14 protein-coding genes and 1 pseudogene are annotated in these 16,800 nt (G+C 71.6%); 6 read left to right on the top strand and 9 right to left on the bottom strand.

Annotated elements, in window-relative coordinates; all coding sequences use genetic code 11:
• Positions 1-16 precede the first annotated feature (16 nt).
• Together ACIQ6R_RS05175 and ACIQ6R_RS05180 are read left to right on the top strand one after the other, a co-directional pair.
• Complete coding sequence (locus tag ACIQ6R_RS05175) at positions 17-1,210, top strand: epoxide hydrolase (RefSeq protein WP_404218823.1); 1,194 nt, start codon at positions 17-19, stop codon at positions 1,208-1,210.
• Between the two features lie 106 nt (positions 1,211-1,316).
• Positions 1,317-2,876, top strand: a complete 1,560-nt coding sequence (locus ACIQ6R_RS05180; RefSeq protein ID WP_404218825.1) for a PH domain-containing protein — start codon at positions 1,317-1,319, stop codon at positions 2,874-2,876.
• Between the two features lie 35 nt (positions 2,877-2,911).
• Here the strand turns inward: ACIQ6R_RS05180 and ACIQ6R_RS05185 are convergent.
• The 7 genes and pseudogenes from ACIQ6R_RS05185 to ACIQ6R_RS05215 all read right to left on the bottom strand — a co-directional run.
• A pseudogene (locus tag ACIQ6R_RS05185) lies at positions 2,912-3,328 on the bottom strand (MMPL family transporter); the annotation flags it as partial.
• Positions 3,329-3,479: 151 nt separating this feature from the next.
• Complete coding sequence (locus ACIQ6R_RS05190) at positions 3,480-4,595, bottom strand: hypothetical protein (RefSeq protein ID WP_404218827.1); 1,116 nt, start codon at positions 4,593-4,595, stop codon at positions 3,480-3,482.
• An 83-nt stretch (positions 4,596-4,678) separates the two neighbouring features.
• On the bottom strand, positions 4,679-5,659 hold the full coding sequence (locus ACIQ6R_RS05195) for an SCO2521 family protein (protein WP_404218829.1): 981 nt from the start codon (positions 5,657-5,659) through the stop codon (positions 4,679-4,681).
• 1 nt (position 5,660) lies between these two features.
• The gene (locus tag ACIQ6R_RS05200; protein ID WP_404218832.1) at positions 5,661-6,626 is read right to left on the bottom strand and encodes an SCO2522 family protein; all 966 of its coding nucleotides are present in this window, start codon (positions 6,624-6,626) and stop codon (positions 5,661-5,663) included.
• Positions 6,623-7,540, bottom strand: coding sequence for an SCO2523 family variant P-loop protein (locus tag ACIQ6R_RS05205; RefSeq protein ID WP_404178018.1), 918 nt, complete (start codon positions 7,538-7,540; stop codon positions 6,623-6,625). Before ACIQ6R_RS05205 ends, ACIQ6R_RS05200 begins: the two co-directional genes overlap by 4 nt.
• A gap of 2 nt (positions 7,541-7,542) precedes the next feature.
• Positions 7,543-9,387, bottom strand: coding sequence for an SCO2524 family protein (locus ACIQ6R_RS05210; RefSeq protein WP_404218835.1), 1,845 nt, complete (start codon positions 9,385-9,387; stop codon positions 7,543-7,545).
• A gap of 54 nt (positions 9,388-9,441) precedes the next feature.
• The gene (locus ACIQ6R_RS05215) at positions 9,442-10,215 is read right to left on the bottom strand and encodes an SCO2525 family SAM-dependent methyltransferase (RefSeq protein WP_404218838.1); all 774 of its coding nucleotides are present in this window, start codon (positions 10,213-10,215) and stop codon (positions 9,442-9,444) included.
• 256 nt (positions 10,216-10,471) lie between these two features.
• Here ACIQ6R_RS05215 and ACIQ6R_RS05220 point away from each other — a divergent pair, with 256 nt between their 5' ends.
• Entirely contained in the window at positions 10,472-11,032 is a 561-nt protein-coding gene (locus tag ACIQ6R_RS05220) for a GNAT family N-acetyltransferase (protein WP_404218840.1), read from the top strand.
• Positions 11,033-11,058: 26 nt separating this feature from the next.
• Here ACIQ6R_RS05220 and ACIQ6R_RS05225 read toward each other — a convergent pair whose 3' ends face one another.
• On the bottom strand, positions 11,059-11,754 hold the full coding sequence (locus ACIQ6R_RS05225) for a TerB family tellurite resistance protein (protein ID WP_404218842.1): 696 nt from the start codon (positions 11,752-11,754) through the stop codon (positions 11,059-11,061).
• A gap of 184 nt (positions 11,755-11,938) precedes the next feature.
• A complete protein-coding gene (gene leuA, locus ACIQ6R_RS05230; RefSeq protein WP_404177852.1) occupies positions 11,939-13,660 on the bottom strand; it encodes a 2-isopropylmalate synthase in 1,722 nt (573 codons plus the stop codon).
• A 360-nt stretch (positions 13,661-14,020) separates the two neighbouring features.
• Between leuA and ACIQ6R_RS05235 the strand changes: the two genes are divergently transcribed.
• Genes ACIQ6R_RS05235 through ACIQ6R_RS05245 form a run of 3 tightly spaced genes read left to right on the top strand, consistent with a single transcriptional unit; the run spans position 14,021 to position 16,765 of the window.
• Positions 14,021-15,091, top strand: coding sequence for a M4 family metallopeptidase (locus ACIQ6R_RS05235; protein ID WP_404218844.1), 1,071 nt, complete (start codon positions 14,021-14,023; stop codon positions 15,089-15,091).
• A 21-nt stretch (positions 15,092-15,112) separates the two neighbouring features.
• Positions 15,113-15,379, top strand: a complete 267-nt coding sequence (locus ACIQ6R_RS05240) for a protealysin inhibitor emfourin (protein ID WP_404177846.1) — start codon at positions 15,113-15,115, stop codon at positions 15,377-15,379.
• 57 nt (positions 15,380-15,436) lie between these two features.
• Positions 15,437-16,765 (top strand): GH1 family beta-glucosidase, encoded by a 1,329-nt coding sequence (locus tag ACIQ6R_RS05245; protein ID WP_404218846.1) that lies wholly within the window; start codon positions 15,437-15,439, stop codon positions 16,763-16,765.
• The last annotated feature ends 35 nt before the right edge of the window (positions 16,766-16,800 follow it).

Below are 16,800 nucleotides of genomic sequence, written 5' to 3' on the forward strand. Positions count from 1 at the left end.
ATGGCCAGGAGGTCTCATGAATCGCCGAACCAGCGACGTGCGGGCAGACGTGCGGGCATTCGAAGCCCACGCGAGCGACAGCGACCTCGCCGACCTGCGCGCACGACTGGCCGCGGCACGGCTGCCGGAGGCCGAGACGGTCCACCGCGCCGCGCCCGGCCCGCACCGATGGGGACAGGGCGTTCCGCTCGCCGACCTCGTGGACGTCGTCGACTACTGGCGCACCGGGTACGACTGGCGGTCGTTCGAGGCGCGCCTCAACCGGATCGGACAGTTCCGCACGACCGTCGACGGTCTGGGAATCCACTTCCTGCACCGCCGGTCCGCCCGCGCGGACGCCACCCCGCTGCTCCTGACCCATGGCTGGCCGGGCAGCGTTGCCGAGTTCGCCCACGTAGTGGACGAACTGGCGGATCCGGAGGACGCGGACGCACCGGCGTTCCACGTCGTAGCCCCGTCGCTGCCCGGCTTCGGTTACAGCGACAAGCCGGCCACCACCGGGTGGGGAACCGGGAGGATCGCGGCCGCCTGGGTGGAACTGATGGGAAGGCTCGGCTACGACAGGTTCGTGGCCCACGGCGGCGACTGGGGAGGCGTGATCACCACGATCCTCGGCGGCAGGTTCCCGGAGCAGGTTCTCGGCATCCACACCGTGACCGCGCAGGCACCGCCCGGGTTGACGACGGACGGACTGACGGCGGCCGAGCGCGAATGGACCGAGCAGACCCGCGATTTCTGGGACCACCGCGCGGCGTACGCGAAGCAGCAGGCGACCCGGCCGCAGACCATCGGCTACGCGCTCGTCGACTCACCGGTCGGGCTGCTCGCCTGGATCCTCGACAAGTTCTACGAGTGGACGGACACCGAGGACAGCCCGTTCGAGACGATCTCCATGGACCGCGTCCTCGACGACGTCACCCTGTACTGGCTGACGCGGACCGGCGCTTCGGCAGCCCGCATCTACTACGAAAGCCACGACTCGCTCGACCCCGGACTCCGGGTCGACGTCCCGTCGGCGATCAGTGTGTACCCCCGGGACATCGAGAAGTGCCCGCGCCCCTGGGCGCAGGAGCGGTTCCGGCACATCGTCCGATGGGGGACGCCCGAGACCGGGGGACACTTCCCGTCGCTGGAGGTCCCCGAGTACTTCGTCAAGGATCTGCGAGAGGGCCTCGCGGCGGTGCTGGCCGCCGGCGGCAGCCGGTCATGACGTCGCCGACGGGACGCCCTCGACCGCCCCCCGGCAGCCTCAAGGACCGGAAGACTGCCGGGGACCGTACAAGCGTCCATGGCGGCATCGGTGGCACGCTGCACACATGACTGCCGGCGAGGAAGTGATCTGCCGCCCCCCGCGTACCCGGCCCTTGTGGGTGTTCGTAGGGCTGGGCGCGGCCGGGGCTGTCCTGGCTGCGGGACGCCTGGTGTACTCGGGCGAGTTCGTGGACTGGTGGGTGGGCGGCGGACTGCTGGCCGCTCTGGTGGGTGTCGCGTTCCTCCACGCCGTCACCCTGGAGGTGAGAGCGGACGCCTACGGCGTGCACACCGGCTCGCGGCTGCGCCGCCGCAGAGACGTGCCGTGGCACGACATCGCCGATCTGCGCGTCCACATCCAGTACGGGCGGCACGGAGAGGAGTACTTCCGCGTCGGCATGCTGGGGCGCGACGGCCGCACCCGACGGCTGCCCCTGCCGCTGTCCGTATCCCGGGAGGACCGGCCGGACTTCGACGCGACGCTCGAGGCGCTGCGAACGCTTCACCGTCGTCACGGGGAGCCCGAGTCGGACCATCTCGCCGTCATCTCCAAGCGCACCAGCGGGCGCGGGGTCGCTGTGCCGTTGATCCTGTGCGTGCTGCTCCTCGCGGGCGCCGGGTTGGCTGCGTGGTTCGTGCCCGTCACCGGGGCGACGAAGGAGGCGTGGACGTCGGCCGTGCCGTGTGCCGCCGGGACGCCGTCCGCCGAGAGTCGCGAGTGCCTGACCACCGAGGACGCCGTGATCGCGCGGACCGAGGTGGGCGGCGCGAAGCAGCCCAGCCGGCTGTACTTCGTCAACGGCCGGCCCCTGGACCGGATCACGCTCTCCCGCGAGGGAGCCCAGGGATTTCGCACCGGTGACCGCGTCCGACTCACCTGGTGGCGCGGTCAGGTGAGGGTGGTCGCGGGGAACCACCACGTCTGGCGCGAGCACTTCACCAGCGCCGGATCGGTGGCCGTCATCGCGGCCACGCTCGCCCTCGCCGCCGGCTGGCCGGCCGCCCGGCTACTGGTGCACCGGCGCGGGCGACGGCTTGCCGACGACGAGGTGCTGCCGTCGGTGCTGCCGTTCCTCGGCGTTCTGGGCACCACGGCCCTGTGGCTGCTGCCGCTCTGCTACCTCCACCCCCTGGGGCCGCCGACCTCCACCGGGTTCCTCGTCTGGGCGGCCGCGGGGACGCTCGCCACGTCGGGCCTGTTCGTCCTGGCGTGGCGCGCTACCCGGATCCGAACACCCCACGAAGCCGCATCCGGGGCCGCACCCCGAGAGCCCGCTGCCGGAGACGTGTTCCTCGCCGCCCGCTTCCTGGAGAGCACCGACTACAATCCGAACCACTTCGGCACCCACATCGTGCTCGGCGACAACCCGCCGGCGGTCGTTCCGCACCCCGGCCCGGGACGGTTCGCGGCGCGACCGATCCCGGTGCGGCGGCTCACCCTCCAGGGCGTACGGCGACTGCGCGGCGGCGACGGAGAAGCCGTTCCCCGCGGCTGGCACGTCGCCGAACTCGACGACGCGGGCGAACCGGTCCGCCTCGCCGCCGCCCCCACCGACCTCATCCGCATCGTCCAGGCGCTGGACGCCGCGCGGGCGTCCCAGGAGACCACGCTCACCGAGGCCTGACGGAAACTGCGCGAAGGGAAGCCGGACATGGCGGCGTTGACCAGTTCGTCGCGGGCCTCCTCGTCCTGGCCCGGCTCGGTGCTGGCGACCGGGTACATGAGGGTGCTGCCGTCCTTGGACGGGATGCCGGCCGGGCGGTCGGTCAGCCGGTGCGCGCCCGCGATCTCGGCGATCTGGTCGGCGGCGGTGGCCCGGTCGGCGGCGGTCAGTCCGGCGTCGCGGTGGTAGACGACGACCATCTCGGTGGCCTCGCCGCCCGGCAGCCGGTCCTGGATCTTCGCGACCTGGGTCGAGTCGGCGCTCGCCGGCAGGTAGTCGACGGCGCGGTCGCGCTGCACGTCCGAGAGTTTCGACGCGAACGGCGAGGCGATCGCCAGTACGGCGATCCACAGCCCGAGCACCGGCCAGGGCACGGCCCGCCGTCGCCCCCCACTTGTCCTTACGGCCCCCATCTGGCGGGCCTCCCTCCGGTCGGATGTCTGGGCAGATCTCCAGACTTCCGGCGGCGGGGCGCCGGCACGTCGGGCGTGAGGGCGAGTCGGCGGCTACTGCCCGGGGTGACGCGGGACTGTCCTTACTCCCCGGGGAGTACCCGGGCCGCGGTCAGGCCCGGTCGACCATCCAGTTGCCGTCCTCCTCCGCGTCGACCCGCACCTCCAGCTCGCGCAGGCCCATGCCCGCGTCCCAGAGTTCCCTGAAGCGCTTCAGCCGGTCCCGTACGTAGTCCTGGCGCGCGGTGAGCCGGGTGCGGACGTTGACGTCGCGCAGGTCCTGCTCGATCTCGAACGACACCTCCTCGTCGTAGAGGATGAAGTCGTTGGTGGTGCCGCGCTGGAGGTGCGGGGGCAGTTCGGGCAGGACGGCCACGCGTACGTCGATGCGCCGCAGTTCCTGCTCCTCGCACAGCCGCAGCAGCCGGTCGTCCAGCTCGCGGGCGCTCTCCAGCAGGAACAGCCGGCGCACCGACACGCCCTGCCCGTCGATCGCCTCCTGCTGGGCGTCGAGGTAGCGGCCGGCGGGCTCGCTGTTCCAGAACTCCCGGTCGACGGAGGTGCTGGTGGCGCAGATGGACTGCTCGGCGGCGCGGGTGAGGGTGAGCATCCAGTCGTGGTTCTCGCCGGGGCACTCGGCGCTCTGGTTGGTGAGGTCCGCCATGTGGCCGACCACCCGTGCCATCTCCAGGTGGACGAAGGTGTGCAGGATCGAGGGTTCCGGCAGCAGTACGTCGGCGAAGCCCTTGGCCAGGTCGGGCACGCTGTCGATGCGGACGCGGTCCAGCTGGGGGTAGGGCTCGGCGGGCCGGTGGTCCACCTGCGTGACGTGGGTCTCGACCAGCTGTTTCACGTCCTCGGTGTGCCGGGTCAGGCCGGTCTTCAGCTCGTCGTCGTACCGGTTCAGTCCCTCCCGTACGGCGGCGGTGTTCTCGGCGAGGGCGCTCTCCACCCGGCGGGTGTGCTCCTCCAGACGGATGTGTCCCGGGCGTGGGGCCAGGCCGAGGACGTACTGGACCAGCAGCGCGGCACCGGCGCAGAGCACGGCGGCCACGAACTGCCGCAGCGTGCCGTCGTCCGGGCTCAGCAACGCGGTGACGCTCCAGAAGAGGGCGCCGACGACCAGGGCGACCAGCAGCATGCGCGCCCAGGGGGACTCCCCCCTCAGGTCGGCCGGGCCCGGGGTGCGGGCCGTGTCGTCGGGTTGGGGTGACTGTGCCGTGCTCATCTCGCTTCTCCCCCCGTTGGGATACGCGTCGGATCGGGGCGGACCGGGGTGCGGTGATGTGCGTGGGAGGCGACGGCGCCCGGTCAGGGAACCGATTCCACCTCCCGGTGGGGCGCGGGAACGGCGTGCAGGGTGAGCTGGTCGCGGATGCGCTGCACCAGGGCCTGCCACTGCCGGCTGAAGCCGGGCCGCTCCTCCAGCGGATCCCACAGCGGGGCCAGGTCCCTGGCGACCCTGGCCCGGGGCATCCACAGGTGCAGCAGGTGGTCGACGGCCGGCCGCAGCGCCCTGACGACGCCGGTGGCGTCCTGCGCGGCCGAGCCGCCGAGGCGGATGCCGTCGAGCATGCGGACGACGGTGGTGAGCAGCCAGTCGTGCAGGGCGAGGTCCTCGCAGAGTGCGGCGAGGCCGGCACCGGTGGTGCCCTCGGGCACGCGCAGGCGCACGGTGCGCAGTTCGTCCTCGGCGAGGGTGAACCGTTCGATGGACGGGCCGTCGCCCGGGGCGGCGGGCAGGGCCACCCAGCGCAGCCGGGTGGGCCGGGACCTGAAGGGCGGGCGCTGGTCGAGCAGGGCGTGGCGCAGCAGCCGGGTGAGCAGTCCGTCGGCGATCAGCCCGACGTCGAGGTCGCCGTGCCGCCCGCCGCCGAGCACGCCCCGCGCGACCGCCTCGTGGGGCAGCTTGCCGAGGGGTTCGACCACGCCGGGACGTACCAGGTACTCGCCCCACGGCCGCCGCTGGTCGGGGCCGGCGGCGGGGAGCCGGAAGTGGGCGGAGGTCTGCAGGACGCGCCCCTCGGTGAGCGCGGCGTGTGCGGCGACGGTGCCGACCGCGCGGATCCGGGCGCCGTTGGCGCTGGGCAGCGGGCAGTCGACGCCGGTGAGGGTGTCGGGGGAACGCGCGTAGAGACCCGGGCGCTCGGAGAGCAGGACGCGTTCGTCGGCGCGCAGGGCGAGGAGCTGGGCGGCGGACCGGATGTCGAGGGCCTGCCTGGCGGGCAGCAGGCAGGTGCGGACCTCGCCGCAGAGGAGGACGGCGCGCGGTGTGCTCTCCCGCGGCCCCATCTCAGGGCCCCGAGCAGTAGACGTAGGAGACGCGGTCGGCGACCGAGTCGGGGACGGGTGTGCGCTCCCGTCCGGAGCGTTCGGCGACCTGCTCCAGGGCGCCGGGGTCCACCTCGATCTGGTCGAGGATCACGCGGACGGCGTGCTCGACGGGGAGGAAACGGGTGGGCAGGACCGAGCAGGTCCGGTAGGCGGAGAAGGGGTCCGCGCCGGCGTTGAGCCGGAGCAGGGAGGGCAGTTCGTCCCAGTCGTCGGGGAAACCGGTGGCGGTGTGCGGCTGGGGGACGAGGACGGGCTCGCCCCCGTCGCGCAGGAGTCCGAGGCGGGCGAGCTGCCACACGGCGGCGAGGAAGGGGCAGGACCAGGTGCGGTGCCCGTCGGCGTCGTCGCTCCACAGCTCGACGTCGAGGAAGACGGAGTGGCGGCGGGCGGCGGTCTCCCGGGGCGGCTGCCAGGCGGCGGCCCGCTTCATCGCCTGCGGGGCGCGGGCGGCGGGGCTGCGTTCGCCGTTGGCCAGCCAGCCGGTCTGCGCGGCGGGCGGGCGCAGGCCGTAGCTGCCGGGCGGCGGCGACTCGACGATGCGGCCGGCCACCGCCTCGGCGACGGGCACCTTGCCGGTGGTGGCGCAGCCGGACTCGCGGGCCAGGTAGTCGACGCTCAGCCCGGCCCGCTCGGCCTCGGCGAGCAGCATGGGGACGACTTCGGCGGGGGTGGAGAAGCGGGTGAAGTAGTCGTCGATGAGGAAACAGGTGCTGATCCGGGCGCGTCTGCCGCCGGCCCGGGCGGTGGCGGCGGTGCGGGCCGCCTCCACCCAGGGCCGTACTTCGGTGAAGTGCCGGCGCAGGCGTTCGGGCCCGGCCTCGAAGTCCTCCATGTAGAGGTGGCCCAGTTCCAGGGAGAGGTGGGCCAGGGGCAACGACTGGGTGCGTGCCTCGGCCGCGGTCTCGCGGAACACCGCGTCCGTCATGGCCGCCCCCAGTGCGAGTCGTCCGTCAGGCGCCGGGCGATCTCCTCCAGCGCCTCCAGGGTCTCCTTGTTGGCGATCTGGGTGGAGAGCACGTCCTCTTCGGTGATGAGCTGCTCGCGCCACTGGAGTATGGGTTCCAGCGGTACGACGCCGAGGACGACGCTGTCGCCGATGCGGTGCTCGGCGGCGAGCCGGCGCAGCGCCTCGTCGCAGGCCTGCATCCAGGCGGCCTGGGCGGGCGAGCCCTGGGACCACAGCGGCGACTCGGGGTCGGGTACGGCGGCCCGCACGAAGCGGATCGCGGCCCGCAGGTGCTCCTCGTCGTGCCCGCGTTCGACGCCGCCGCCGATGATTCCGTGGTCGGCGTGGACGAGCCCGGAGGCGGCGATGACGTGCTGCCGGGTCCAGCGGTGGAAGACCAGCCAGCGGAAGGGGACGTGGCGCATCCGTGGGTGGGCGGTGGCCGCGAGGACCATGTCGACGGCGTAGCTGCGGCCGGCGCTGAGGTCGACGACGGTGACGTCGAACTCGCCGTTGAGCCGCAGCAGCAGGTCGACGCACCGCTCCAGGGTCTCCTCGCCGGTGGCGAACTCGCCGCCGCCCGCGTCGCCGGGGAGCAGGACGAGGCGGCCGGACTGGTTGGGGCGGGTGCGCAGCAGGGGGTGCTCGGTCTGCCGCCAGACGTCGATCCTGGCCGGTTCGGCGACCTCGCCCTCCAGGTAGGAGTGCAGGCCGCGTTCCTCGGTGCCGCGCATCGCGCCGGGCACATCGAAGACGGCGGCCGCGGTGGGCGAGCCGAAGTCGAAGTCCACGTACGCCACGTGGTCGCCGATGAGGGCGCGCTGGTAGGCCAGGTTGGCGCTGGTCACCGAGCGCCCCGTGCCTCCTTTGTCGGAGGCGGCGAAGACGAGCACACTCACACCTCCTGCGCGGCGGCGCCCCTGGCCTGGGCCAGGGTGTCGAGTTCCTGGAGCACGGGCAGGGCCAGGGCGAAGGCGGTGGCGGGCCGGTCGTCGACCAGGCCGCGGGCGTGGTCGAGGCGGCTCTCGATGCTCCGCATGGCCCGGGCTCTGCTCCCGTCGGCGGCGGCGGACGCCTCCAGCTGCTCCTTGCCGAACAGGTGGGTGGCCTCGCTGAGCAGTTCGCGGGCCAGCCCGGCGAGTTCGGGGCTGCGGATGGGCTGCTGCTCGTACAGGTTGCGGGCGGCGACGAGGCATTCGGTGACGCGCTCGGTGATGCTCCACGACATGCGCAGTCCGACGTCGTGCGCCTCGGGGTAGACGGCCCGGACGTTGTCCCAGAGGCCGGCGCCGTCCTCGTCGTCGATCCGCCGGGTCCACAGGTGTTCGAAGGCTTGCTCGGCGAGGCGGAGCAGCCGGTCCTGGGCGCCGATGTTCCGGGAGAGTTCGGCGAGCTGGATGCTCCGCTTGAGGAGCTGGGCGGAGAAGTCGGTCATCCGCCACAGGAGGAGACCGCCGGAGCGTTCGGAACCGGCGAGCGGCATGGTGACGCCGGGGTTGTGCAGCCGGATGGTGGTGTCCTTCCTGGTCATCCGGCTGGTGACCCGGCCGCGGTCGGCGAGGCGCTCCATGACGGCGACGGTGCGGGTGAGGTCGTCGTCGGTCGCCTTCCGGCGGACCAGGTCGTGGACGACGATGGCCGCGACGGTCAGGGAGAAGTACTCGGACTCCAGGCGCAGGCCGGTGGTCTGCCAGGGCAGGTCCTCCAGGGGCCAGCGTTCGGTGCCGAAGCGGGCGATCGCGGACCAGTACTGCTGGCTGAGTTCCCAGCGCAGGCGCAGTGCCTCGGCGAGTTTCTGCTGGTCGGCGTCGAGCAGGCCGAGGGTGAGGGTGCGGTCGGAGAAGAGGTCCTGGATGCCGTCGAGGGCGACGACGGTGAAGTACACGTAGGGCAGCCGGTCGGCGATGCCGGCGGGCTGGCCGGGGACCGGGACGCTCAGGTCGGTGATCTCCGGGGCGTCCTGCACGACGCCCCAGGCCCAGCCGCACTCGAAGAGCTGGCTCTCGTCGCGGATGCCCTCGTCGACCTCGATGCCGCGGGAGAGGCTCTCGATGATGGTGGCGCGCAGGGGGCGCAACTTGCGGGAGAACTGCTGGAGGACGGCCCGGTCGGACTGTCTGCCCTGTCCGACGACCTGGATCAGCCGCTTGCCCTGCTCGGACTCGGCGTCGAAGACGTTGACGGTGAAGGAGCGCAGCAGGCTGACCATGGCGGCGGTCAGCCGGGCGTTCGTGGCCTCTCTCAGCTCGGCGATCGCCCTGCGCACCTCGGGGCGGGTGGTGGTGCCCTCGTAGACCTTGAGGAAGCCGAGGGTGGCGAGGCACAGCGTGACGGACATGGAGTAGGAGTCGACCACGCCCAGCTGGCCCTGCTCGTGCGTGACCTGCCCGTCGGGATCGGCGGGGCGGAAGTAGTGGCCGCCGGAGAAGGTGGGGCTGTCGTCCGTCCCGGTGTGGGTGCGCATGAACTGGGTCAGCGCGGTGATCAGGTTGGGCGGGATCTCCAGCCGGCTGCCGATCCGGTCGAGTGCGCGCAGGACGTCACGTTCGGTGGTGTCCGGCTGGTCGAGCCGGAAGGCGGGGACCTCGGTGGCCGGATACAGCAGGCACAGCAGGCGTTCGGCGTCCGCGACGCTGCTCAGCCCGTCGGTGTCGCCCCACAGCAGTTTCCCGTCGTCGAACGAATGACGGGCCATGGCCTGCCAGATCTCCAGCATGTGCTGGCGTGGCTTGATCTGCATCCCCGCACCCCTCGTACAGATCTCGTTGCCCTGTGTTCAGCATGGTCCCCGTTCCTACGGGACGGCAACCTCCGAATTGCGCCGCCCCAGGGCGAGGATCATTCCCTCGTGTCCCGGCCGCACCATGTGGTGCAGATCGTGGATCTCCAGCTCCCTGGTGAACGGTTCCAGGCTCTCCCTGGCCCGGTCCTCGTTCACCCGGTAGGCCGGGTAGTCGTGTTCGCCGACGCGGTAGCCGACCGATTCCTTCATGAACGCGGCGGCGAACGGCGCGCCTTCACCGAGCGCGTTCATGAAGCACCGCACTCCGCGGTGGAACTCGTCGGGGCACTCGGACATCGAGTCGGCGACGAAGAACATCGTCCCGATGTCCCAGCGCCGGTGTCCGTGCTCCAGGTCGAAGAGGTTGCCGCGCTCCACCCGGACGATCTCGCTGACGCGGCTCCTCGGTTCGACGGCGGCGTAGGCGGGAGACTCGCGCAGCACCTCCCAGAACGCGTCCCACGCGGTGTCGTATCCCTCCGGGGAGACCTGCCTCTCCAGGTATTCGACGTTCGGGCGGGCGTATTCCAGCAGCAGCGTCTTCTCGCACCACGGCAGCATGGAGAGCGCGGGATAGAGATTCGCACCGGCACCGACGTCGACGCCCCGCACCGAATCCGGAACGCCTCCGGAGAAACAGCGGCTGAAATAGTCGCGCATCAACCGGACGATCAGCAGATCGACTTCGAGTGGCGTCCGGTAATTGTTGTCGACGTACACCTCTGGATCGAACTTCGACCAAGGTGCGTCGGCATTGCGGTCCATAGTCACCCTGCCGCGTTCCATTCGATTCCGGACAAGCCCCAGTGTCGTGCACGGTAAGCCACCACGACATGCCGAGACAGCCGGGAACACGCCAGTCCTCTTCCGCCGGGCGCACGTCCGGCGCATCGTCGCACACCCGAACTCGCCCTTGCACGGGGGAAGTTGGAAGCTCACTCTAGCCAGAAGGGGGCACCGGCCGCCATAAGGGAGCTCATTCCTTCGTGAGCGGGGTCCGGTGTCGTCGAGTTGACGTCCGCACGTCCCGACTGGGGGTGGCATGACCGCCGAACCGCTGGAACGCTCCTTGGACCGCCACGAACAGCTCACGGGGCCGGATCCGTACCCGCGGACACCGCCACTGGTCCTGCGGACGGCGCGGGAGTCCGACCTGCCCGAACTGCGGCGGCTCGACGAGGAGGTCTTCCAGGAGGTCGCCTACCCCGGCTTCCTCCTGCGCCAGCTCTTCGACATGTACGAGGAACACTTCCTGGTACTCGACGACGGCACGGGCCGGTTGCGCGGTTACGTACTGGCCGCCACCAGGGCGCTCGGCGGGGACAGCTGGATACTCGGCCTGTGCGTCACCCAGGACCGGCGCCGGCACGGGCTGGGCCGGGAGCTGATGACGGAGGTCCTGACCCGGCTGCGCCGGGACGGCATCGGGGTGGTCCGCCTCACCGTGGAACCCGCCAACCTCGCCGCCATCCTGCTCTACCGCTCCCTGGGCTTCCGCCCGGAGGAACCCGACGGGGGCCTGCGCCGGGACTACTTCGGCCCGGGGATGGACCGCCAGATCATGCGCCTGGACCTGCCGGGGGGCCGGGGCCAGGGCGGCTAGGGCCGAGGCGGCTGGGGCCGGGGCGGCTAGGAGGGCGTGCCCGCCGATTCCAGGAGGCGGGTCACGTCGTCGGAGCAGATGGTCAGGGCCGCGCCGATCGTCGCCAGGGCGTCGCGTTCGGCGGGCGTGTAGGGGCCGTCGGCCAGGGCGATGCGGGCGCCCTGGAGGAGGATCGACTCGCGGCCGACGGCGGCGAGGTGCGGGGCCAGCGGGTCCAGCGCCTCGTGCAGCTCTATGGCCAGGCCGGGTACGCAGGGCTCTCCGTGGACCCGGCCGGTGTCCGCCTCCAGCGCTTCGACCAGCGCGCTCAGCTGGTCCTCGGTGCAGTCCTCGAAGCCGGCCGCGCGCACCGCGACGGCCGCCGTCTCCAGCGACGTACGGGAGCAGGTGCCGCCGGCGGTCAGGACCGCGAGGGCGACGGTGTGGACGGCGTCGCGCAGCATCGCGGAGAAGCGGGTGGTGGTCGGGTGGTCGAGGACGTCGGTGCCGTAGTGGCGGCGGCAGGCCGCGCACTCGACGGTCGGCGCGGACTCGCCGCGCGGCAGCACGGGCACGCCGAGCATGGTGAAGCGGCGGCGGCCGGTGAGCCGCTGGTAGTTGCGGTCGCCTCCGCAGCCCGGGCAGAAGAACTCGCCGTCGCCGACGGGTGTCCACGCGGTGCGTGTGCCCAGGATGCGCGGCAGCCGGGCAGCTCGGCCGTTTCGTCCCCGTCCAGGCAGCACGTCGCACCTCCGTAACCGCGCGACAGCATCGTCGCGCTGGCGTGATGTTAGCCACATCACCGACGTGGAGTCAGCACCCAGGACGAGACCTTTCCGTGACCTGCACACGGAGTTGGCCGGTATACGACGGGACCCCGCCCGCCGTTTTCCGGCGAGCGGGGCCTCAAACCGCCGATTCGGCTGGTCAGCGAGTTGCGCGGTTGACTGCGGAGACGACGGCCTTCAGCGAGGCGCGCGTGGTGTTCGCGTCGATTCCGATGCCCCACAGCACCTTGTCGCCGATGGCGCACTCGATGTAGGAGGCGGCCATCGCGGAGGCGCCCTCGCTCATCGTGTGCTCCTGGTAGTCCAGCAGCCGTACGTCGATGCCGACGCCCTGCAGCGCGTGGAAGAAGGCCGAGATCGGGCCGTTGCCGGTGCCGACCAGGGTGGTCTCCGCGCCGTCGACCGTGGCGTCGACGGTGAGGGTGTCGATGCCGTCGCGGTCGGTCGTGCTCTGCCCGTTGGCGACCTGGATGCGGCCCCAGGGGTTGTCCGGGTTGGGCAGGTACTCGTCCTGGAAGACGTCCCAGATGGCGGCCGGCGTGATCTCGCCGCCCTCGGCGTCCGTCTTGGCCTGGATCAGCTTGGAGAACTCGATCTGCATCCGGCGCGGCAGGTCCAGCTTGTGGTCGTTCTTCAGGACGTAGGCGATGCCGCCCTTGCCGGACTGCGAGTTGACGCGGATGACGGCCTCATAGGAGCGGCCGACGTCCTTGGGGTCGATCGGCAGGTAGGGGACCGCCCACTCGATGTCGTCGACGGTGACGCCCTTGGCCGCCGCGTCGGCCTCCATGGCGTCGAAGCCCTTCTTGATGGCGTCCTGGTGGGAGCCGGAGAAGGACGTGTAGACCAGGTCGCCCACGTACGGGTGGCGCGGGTGGACGTCCATCTGGTTGCAGTACTCCCACGTGCGACGGATCTCGTCGATGTCGGAGAAGTCGATCTGCGGGTCGACGCCCTGGGAGAACAGGTTCATGCCCAGGGTGACCAGGTCGACGTTGCCGGTGCGCTCGCCCTGCCCGAACAGGCAGCCCTCGACGCGGTCGGCGCCGGCCATCACGGCCAGCTCGGCCGCCGCCACCGCCGTGCCGCGGTCGTTGTGCGGGTGGACGGACAGGCAGACGTACTCGCGACGGGAGAGGTTGCGGCCCATCCACTCGAAGCGGTCCGCGTGGGTGGAGGGGGTGGAACGCTCCACGGTGGCGGGCAGGTTGAGGATGATCTCGCGGCCGGGGCCGGGCTGGTAGGTGTCCATCACCGCCTCGCAGACCTCCAGCGCGAAGTCCAGCTCGGTGTCGGTGAAGATCTCGGGGCTGTACTGGTAGCCGAACTCCGTCTCCGGACCCAGCAGCTTCTCCGCGTACTCCATGACCAGGCGGGTGCCGTCGACCGCGATCTGCTTGATGTCGTCCCTGGAGCCGCGGAAGACGACGCGGCGGAAGACGGGGGCGGTGGCGTTGTACAGGTGGACGGTGGCCCGCCTGGCGCCCTTCAGGGACTCCACCGTGCGCTCGATCAGGTCCTCGCGGGCCTGGGTCAGTACGGAGATCGTCACGTCGTCCGGGATGGCGTCCGGGTCCTCGATGATCGAACGTACGAAGTCGAAGTCGGTCTGTCCGGAGGCCGGGAAGCCGACCTCGATCTCCTTGTAGCCCATCTTGACCAGCAGGTCGAACATCGCGCGCTTGCGGGCGGGCGACATGGGGTCGATCAGCGCCTGGTTGCCGTCGCGCAGGTCGGTGGAGAGCCAGCGGGGGGCGGTGGTGACGCGCCGGTTCGGCCAGGTGCGGTCGGGGATGTCGACCTGCTCGTACCCGCGGTACTTGGCGGTCGGCATGGGACTGGGCTGCTGGCGGTTGGCCATGATGGCGTGGGCTCCTCGTGATGTCCGCGGTGTGCGCGACGTCCGCGACGTCCGCGACGTCCGCGTGTTCCGGAAGGACGGCCGACGGCACCACCAAGCTCCGCGGGGAGGGAGTCGGCCTCTACAGGCCCTCGCCGCGGCAGCTAAGGAGAAGCAGCCCGAAACGCATGATGCCCAGCACCTTAGCCGAGTCACGCCGGTCACGCGGGTCCGTATCAGTATGCGGGACCACGGAGGGAACCGGGACAAAAAGTGCCGTATACCACTCACGACCCGCCGCGAGGCCGCCTTGGCATTGCTTTTCATCAATCATGGTTGCGGGTGGTGACAGCCGCATCACGCAGTGCGAAGGTGCCGGACATGACGTCATACGGGGGCTTCGAGCCCGTCTTCTGCACCATCGTGCCGCCCCACGTCCTCGACAAGCTCGCCCAGCACGAGGACCCCGTGCTCGCCGGTCCCGCCCGCCGGACCCTCCAGCGCGACGCCTTCGAGCGCACCCATCGCCAGCTGACCACGGTGATCGGCGCCCCCACCGTCGCCCCGCGCGCCGACGCCGGGACCGAGAAGCCGCAGCGCACGATCTTCGACGCCCGGCACGGCACCGACCTGCCGGGCAAGAAGGTGCGCGGGGAGGGCGAGGAGCCCGGCAAGGACGCCACCGTGAACCGCGCCTACGCGGCCCTCGGCGCCACCTTCGAGCACTTCCTCAAGGTGTACGGGCGCAACTCCATCGACGGCGGCGGGCTGCCCCTGGACGCGACCGTGCACTACGACCGCGAGTACAACAACGCCTTCTGGAACGGCGAGCAGATGGTCTTCGGCGACGGGGACGGGGAGATCTTCCTCGACTTCACCATCCCGCTCGACGTGATCGGCCACGAGCTGACCCACGGCGTCACCCAGCACACCGCCAACCTGACCTACTACGGCCAGCCGGGCGCCCTCAACGAGTCGGTCTCCGACGTCTTCGGCGCCCTCATCAAGCAGTACTCGCTCGGCCAGACCGCCGCGGAGGCCGACTGGCTGATCGGCGCCGGGCTGCTCGCCCCGCGCGTGACCGGGGTGGCGCTGCGCTCCATGAAGGCGCCGGGCACGGCCTACGACGACGACGTCCTCGGCAAGGACCCGCAGCCCGCGACGATGGACGACTTCGTGCGCACCGGCCGCGACAACGGCGGCGTGCACATCAACTCCGGCATCCCCAACCACGCCTTCTACCTGGTCGCCACGGCGCTCGGCGGGCACGCCTGGGAGCGGGCGGGACTGCTCTGGTACGACGTGCTGACCGGCGGCGAGCTGGCGCAGGACGCGCTGTTCGTGGACTTCGCGACCCTGACGGTGAAGGCCGCCCGGGAGCGCTACGGCGACGCCGAGGAGCTGGAGGCGGTGCGCAAGGCCTGGGAGCAGGTCGGGGTGCGCACGCTCTAGTTCCGTACTAGACACGGACCCATGCGGATTCAGGTGAGGCGCACAGGAGGCTTCGCGGGCATCGAACGCCACGCGGAGGTCGACACCGCGGGACGCCCCGACGCGGACGAGTGGCACGCCCTGGCGGAGCGGGCGGCCGCCGACGGGCGGGGCACGCCGCCCGTCGGGGTGCCGGACGGGTTCAGCTACCAGATCACCGTGGACGGGAAGACGGTGTACGCCGCCGACCCCCGGCTGACGGACGAGCAGCGGAGGCTGATCTCGCGGGTGCTGAAGGAGGGTGCGTAACGCCGTCGCCGTGCGGGGGCGTTGACTTCCCGAACCGGCCGTGCGGATGATCCGCGCATGGCGACGAACCCGGTACCCCGGTTCCCGGACGGCTTCCTGTGGGGCGTGTCGACCTCGGCGCACCAGATCGAGGGCGCGGCCGAGACGCGGGGAGCGTCCGTGTGGGACGTCTTCACGGCCGAGCCGGGGCGGGTGAAGGACGGCTCGACGGCGGCGGTGGCCTGCGACCACTACCACCGCTACCGCGAGGACGTGGCGCTCCTGGCGGACCTGGGCGTGGACGCGTACCGCTTCTCGGTCTCCTGGCCGCGGGTGGACTCCCCCGGCGGCCTCGACTTCTACGACCGGCTGGTCGACGAGCTGTGCGCGGCGGGCGTCCGGCCGGTGCCGACGCTCTTCCACTGGGACCTGCCGGTGGGCCTGGACTGGCTGGAACGGGACACGGCGTCGCGTTTCGCGCAGTACGTGTCGGTGGTCGCGGACCGGCTCGGCGACCGCGTCGGCAAGTGGATCACCCTCAACGAGCCCGCCGAGCACACCCTGCTGGGCCACGCCCTCGGCGCGCACGCCCCCGGCCGGGGGCTGCTGTTCGACGCCCTGCCGGTGGCCCACCACCAGCTGCTCGCGCACGGCCTGGCGGTACGGGCCTTGCGCGCGAGTGGCGCCGCCGACATCGGGATCGCCAACTCGCACGGTCCGACCTGGCCGGCGTCGGACGACCCGGCCGACCGGGAGGCGGCCGAGTTCTACGACGTCCTCCTGAACCGGCTGTTCGCCGACCCCGTCCTGACCGGGCGCTACCCGGACGACATCGGGGAGCTGATGCCGGGGGACGTGCACACGGATCTGAAGATCATCGCCGAGCCGCTGGACTGGTACGGCGTGAACTACTACGCGCCGACGAGGGTGGGCGCCCCGCAGGGTGCGGAGATCGAGTTCGGGGGCCTCACGCTCCCGGCCGAACTGCCCTTCTCGGTGCGCGCGATCGAGGGCCGGCCGCTGACCGACTTCGGCTGGCCCGTCGTCCCCGAGGGGCTGACCGAGCTGCTCACCGGCTTCCGCGACCGCTACGGCGACCGGCTCCCGCCCGTCGTCATCACGGAGAACGGCTGCTCCTACGAGGGGCTCGACGACCAGGACCGCATCACCTACCTCGACGGGCACGTCCGCGCCCTGCACCGTGCGCTGGAGGCGGGCGTGGACGTGCGCGGCTACTTCGTGTGGTCGCTGCTGGACAACTTCGAGTGGGCCGAGGGGTACGCGCGCCGGTTCGGGCTGGTGCACGTCGACTTCGACACGCAGCGGCGCACGCCCAAGGCGTCGTACGGCTGGTTCCGGGACGTGCTGCGGGAGCAGCGGGGACTGCCGGGGCACCGGCTCCGGTGACGCCCGGTCACGGAGGGTGAACAAGCGTACGGGGT

The organism is Streptomyces sp. NPDC096048 (genome assembly GCF_044763415.1).
Classification (GTDB): Bacteria; Actinomycetota; Actinomycetes; order Streptomycetales; family Streptomycetaceae; genus Streptomyces.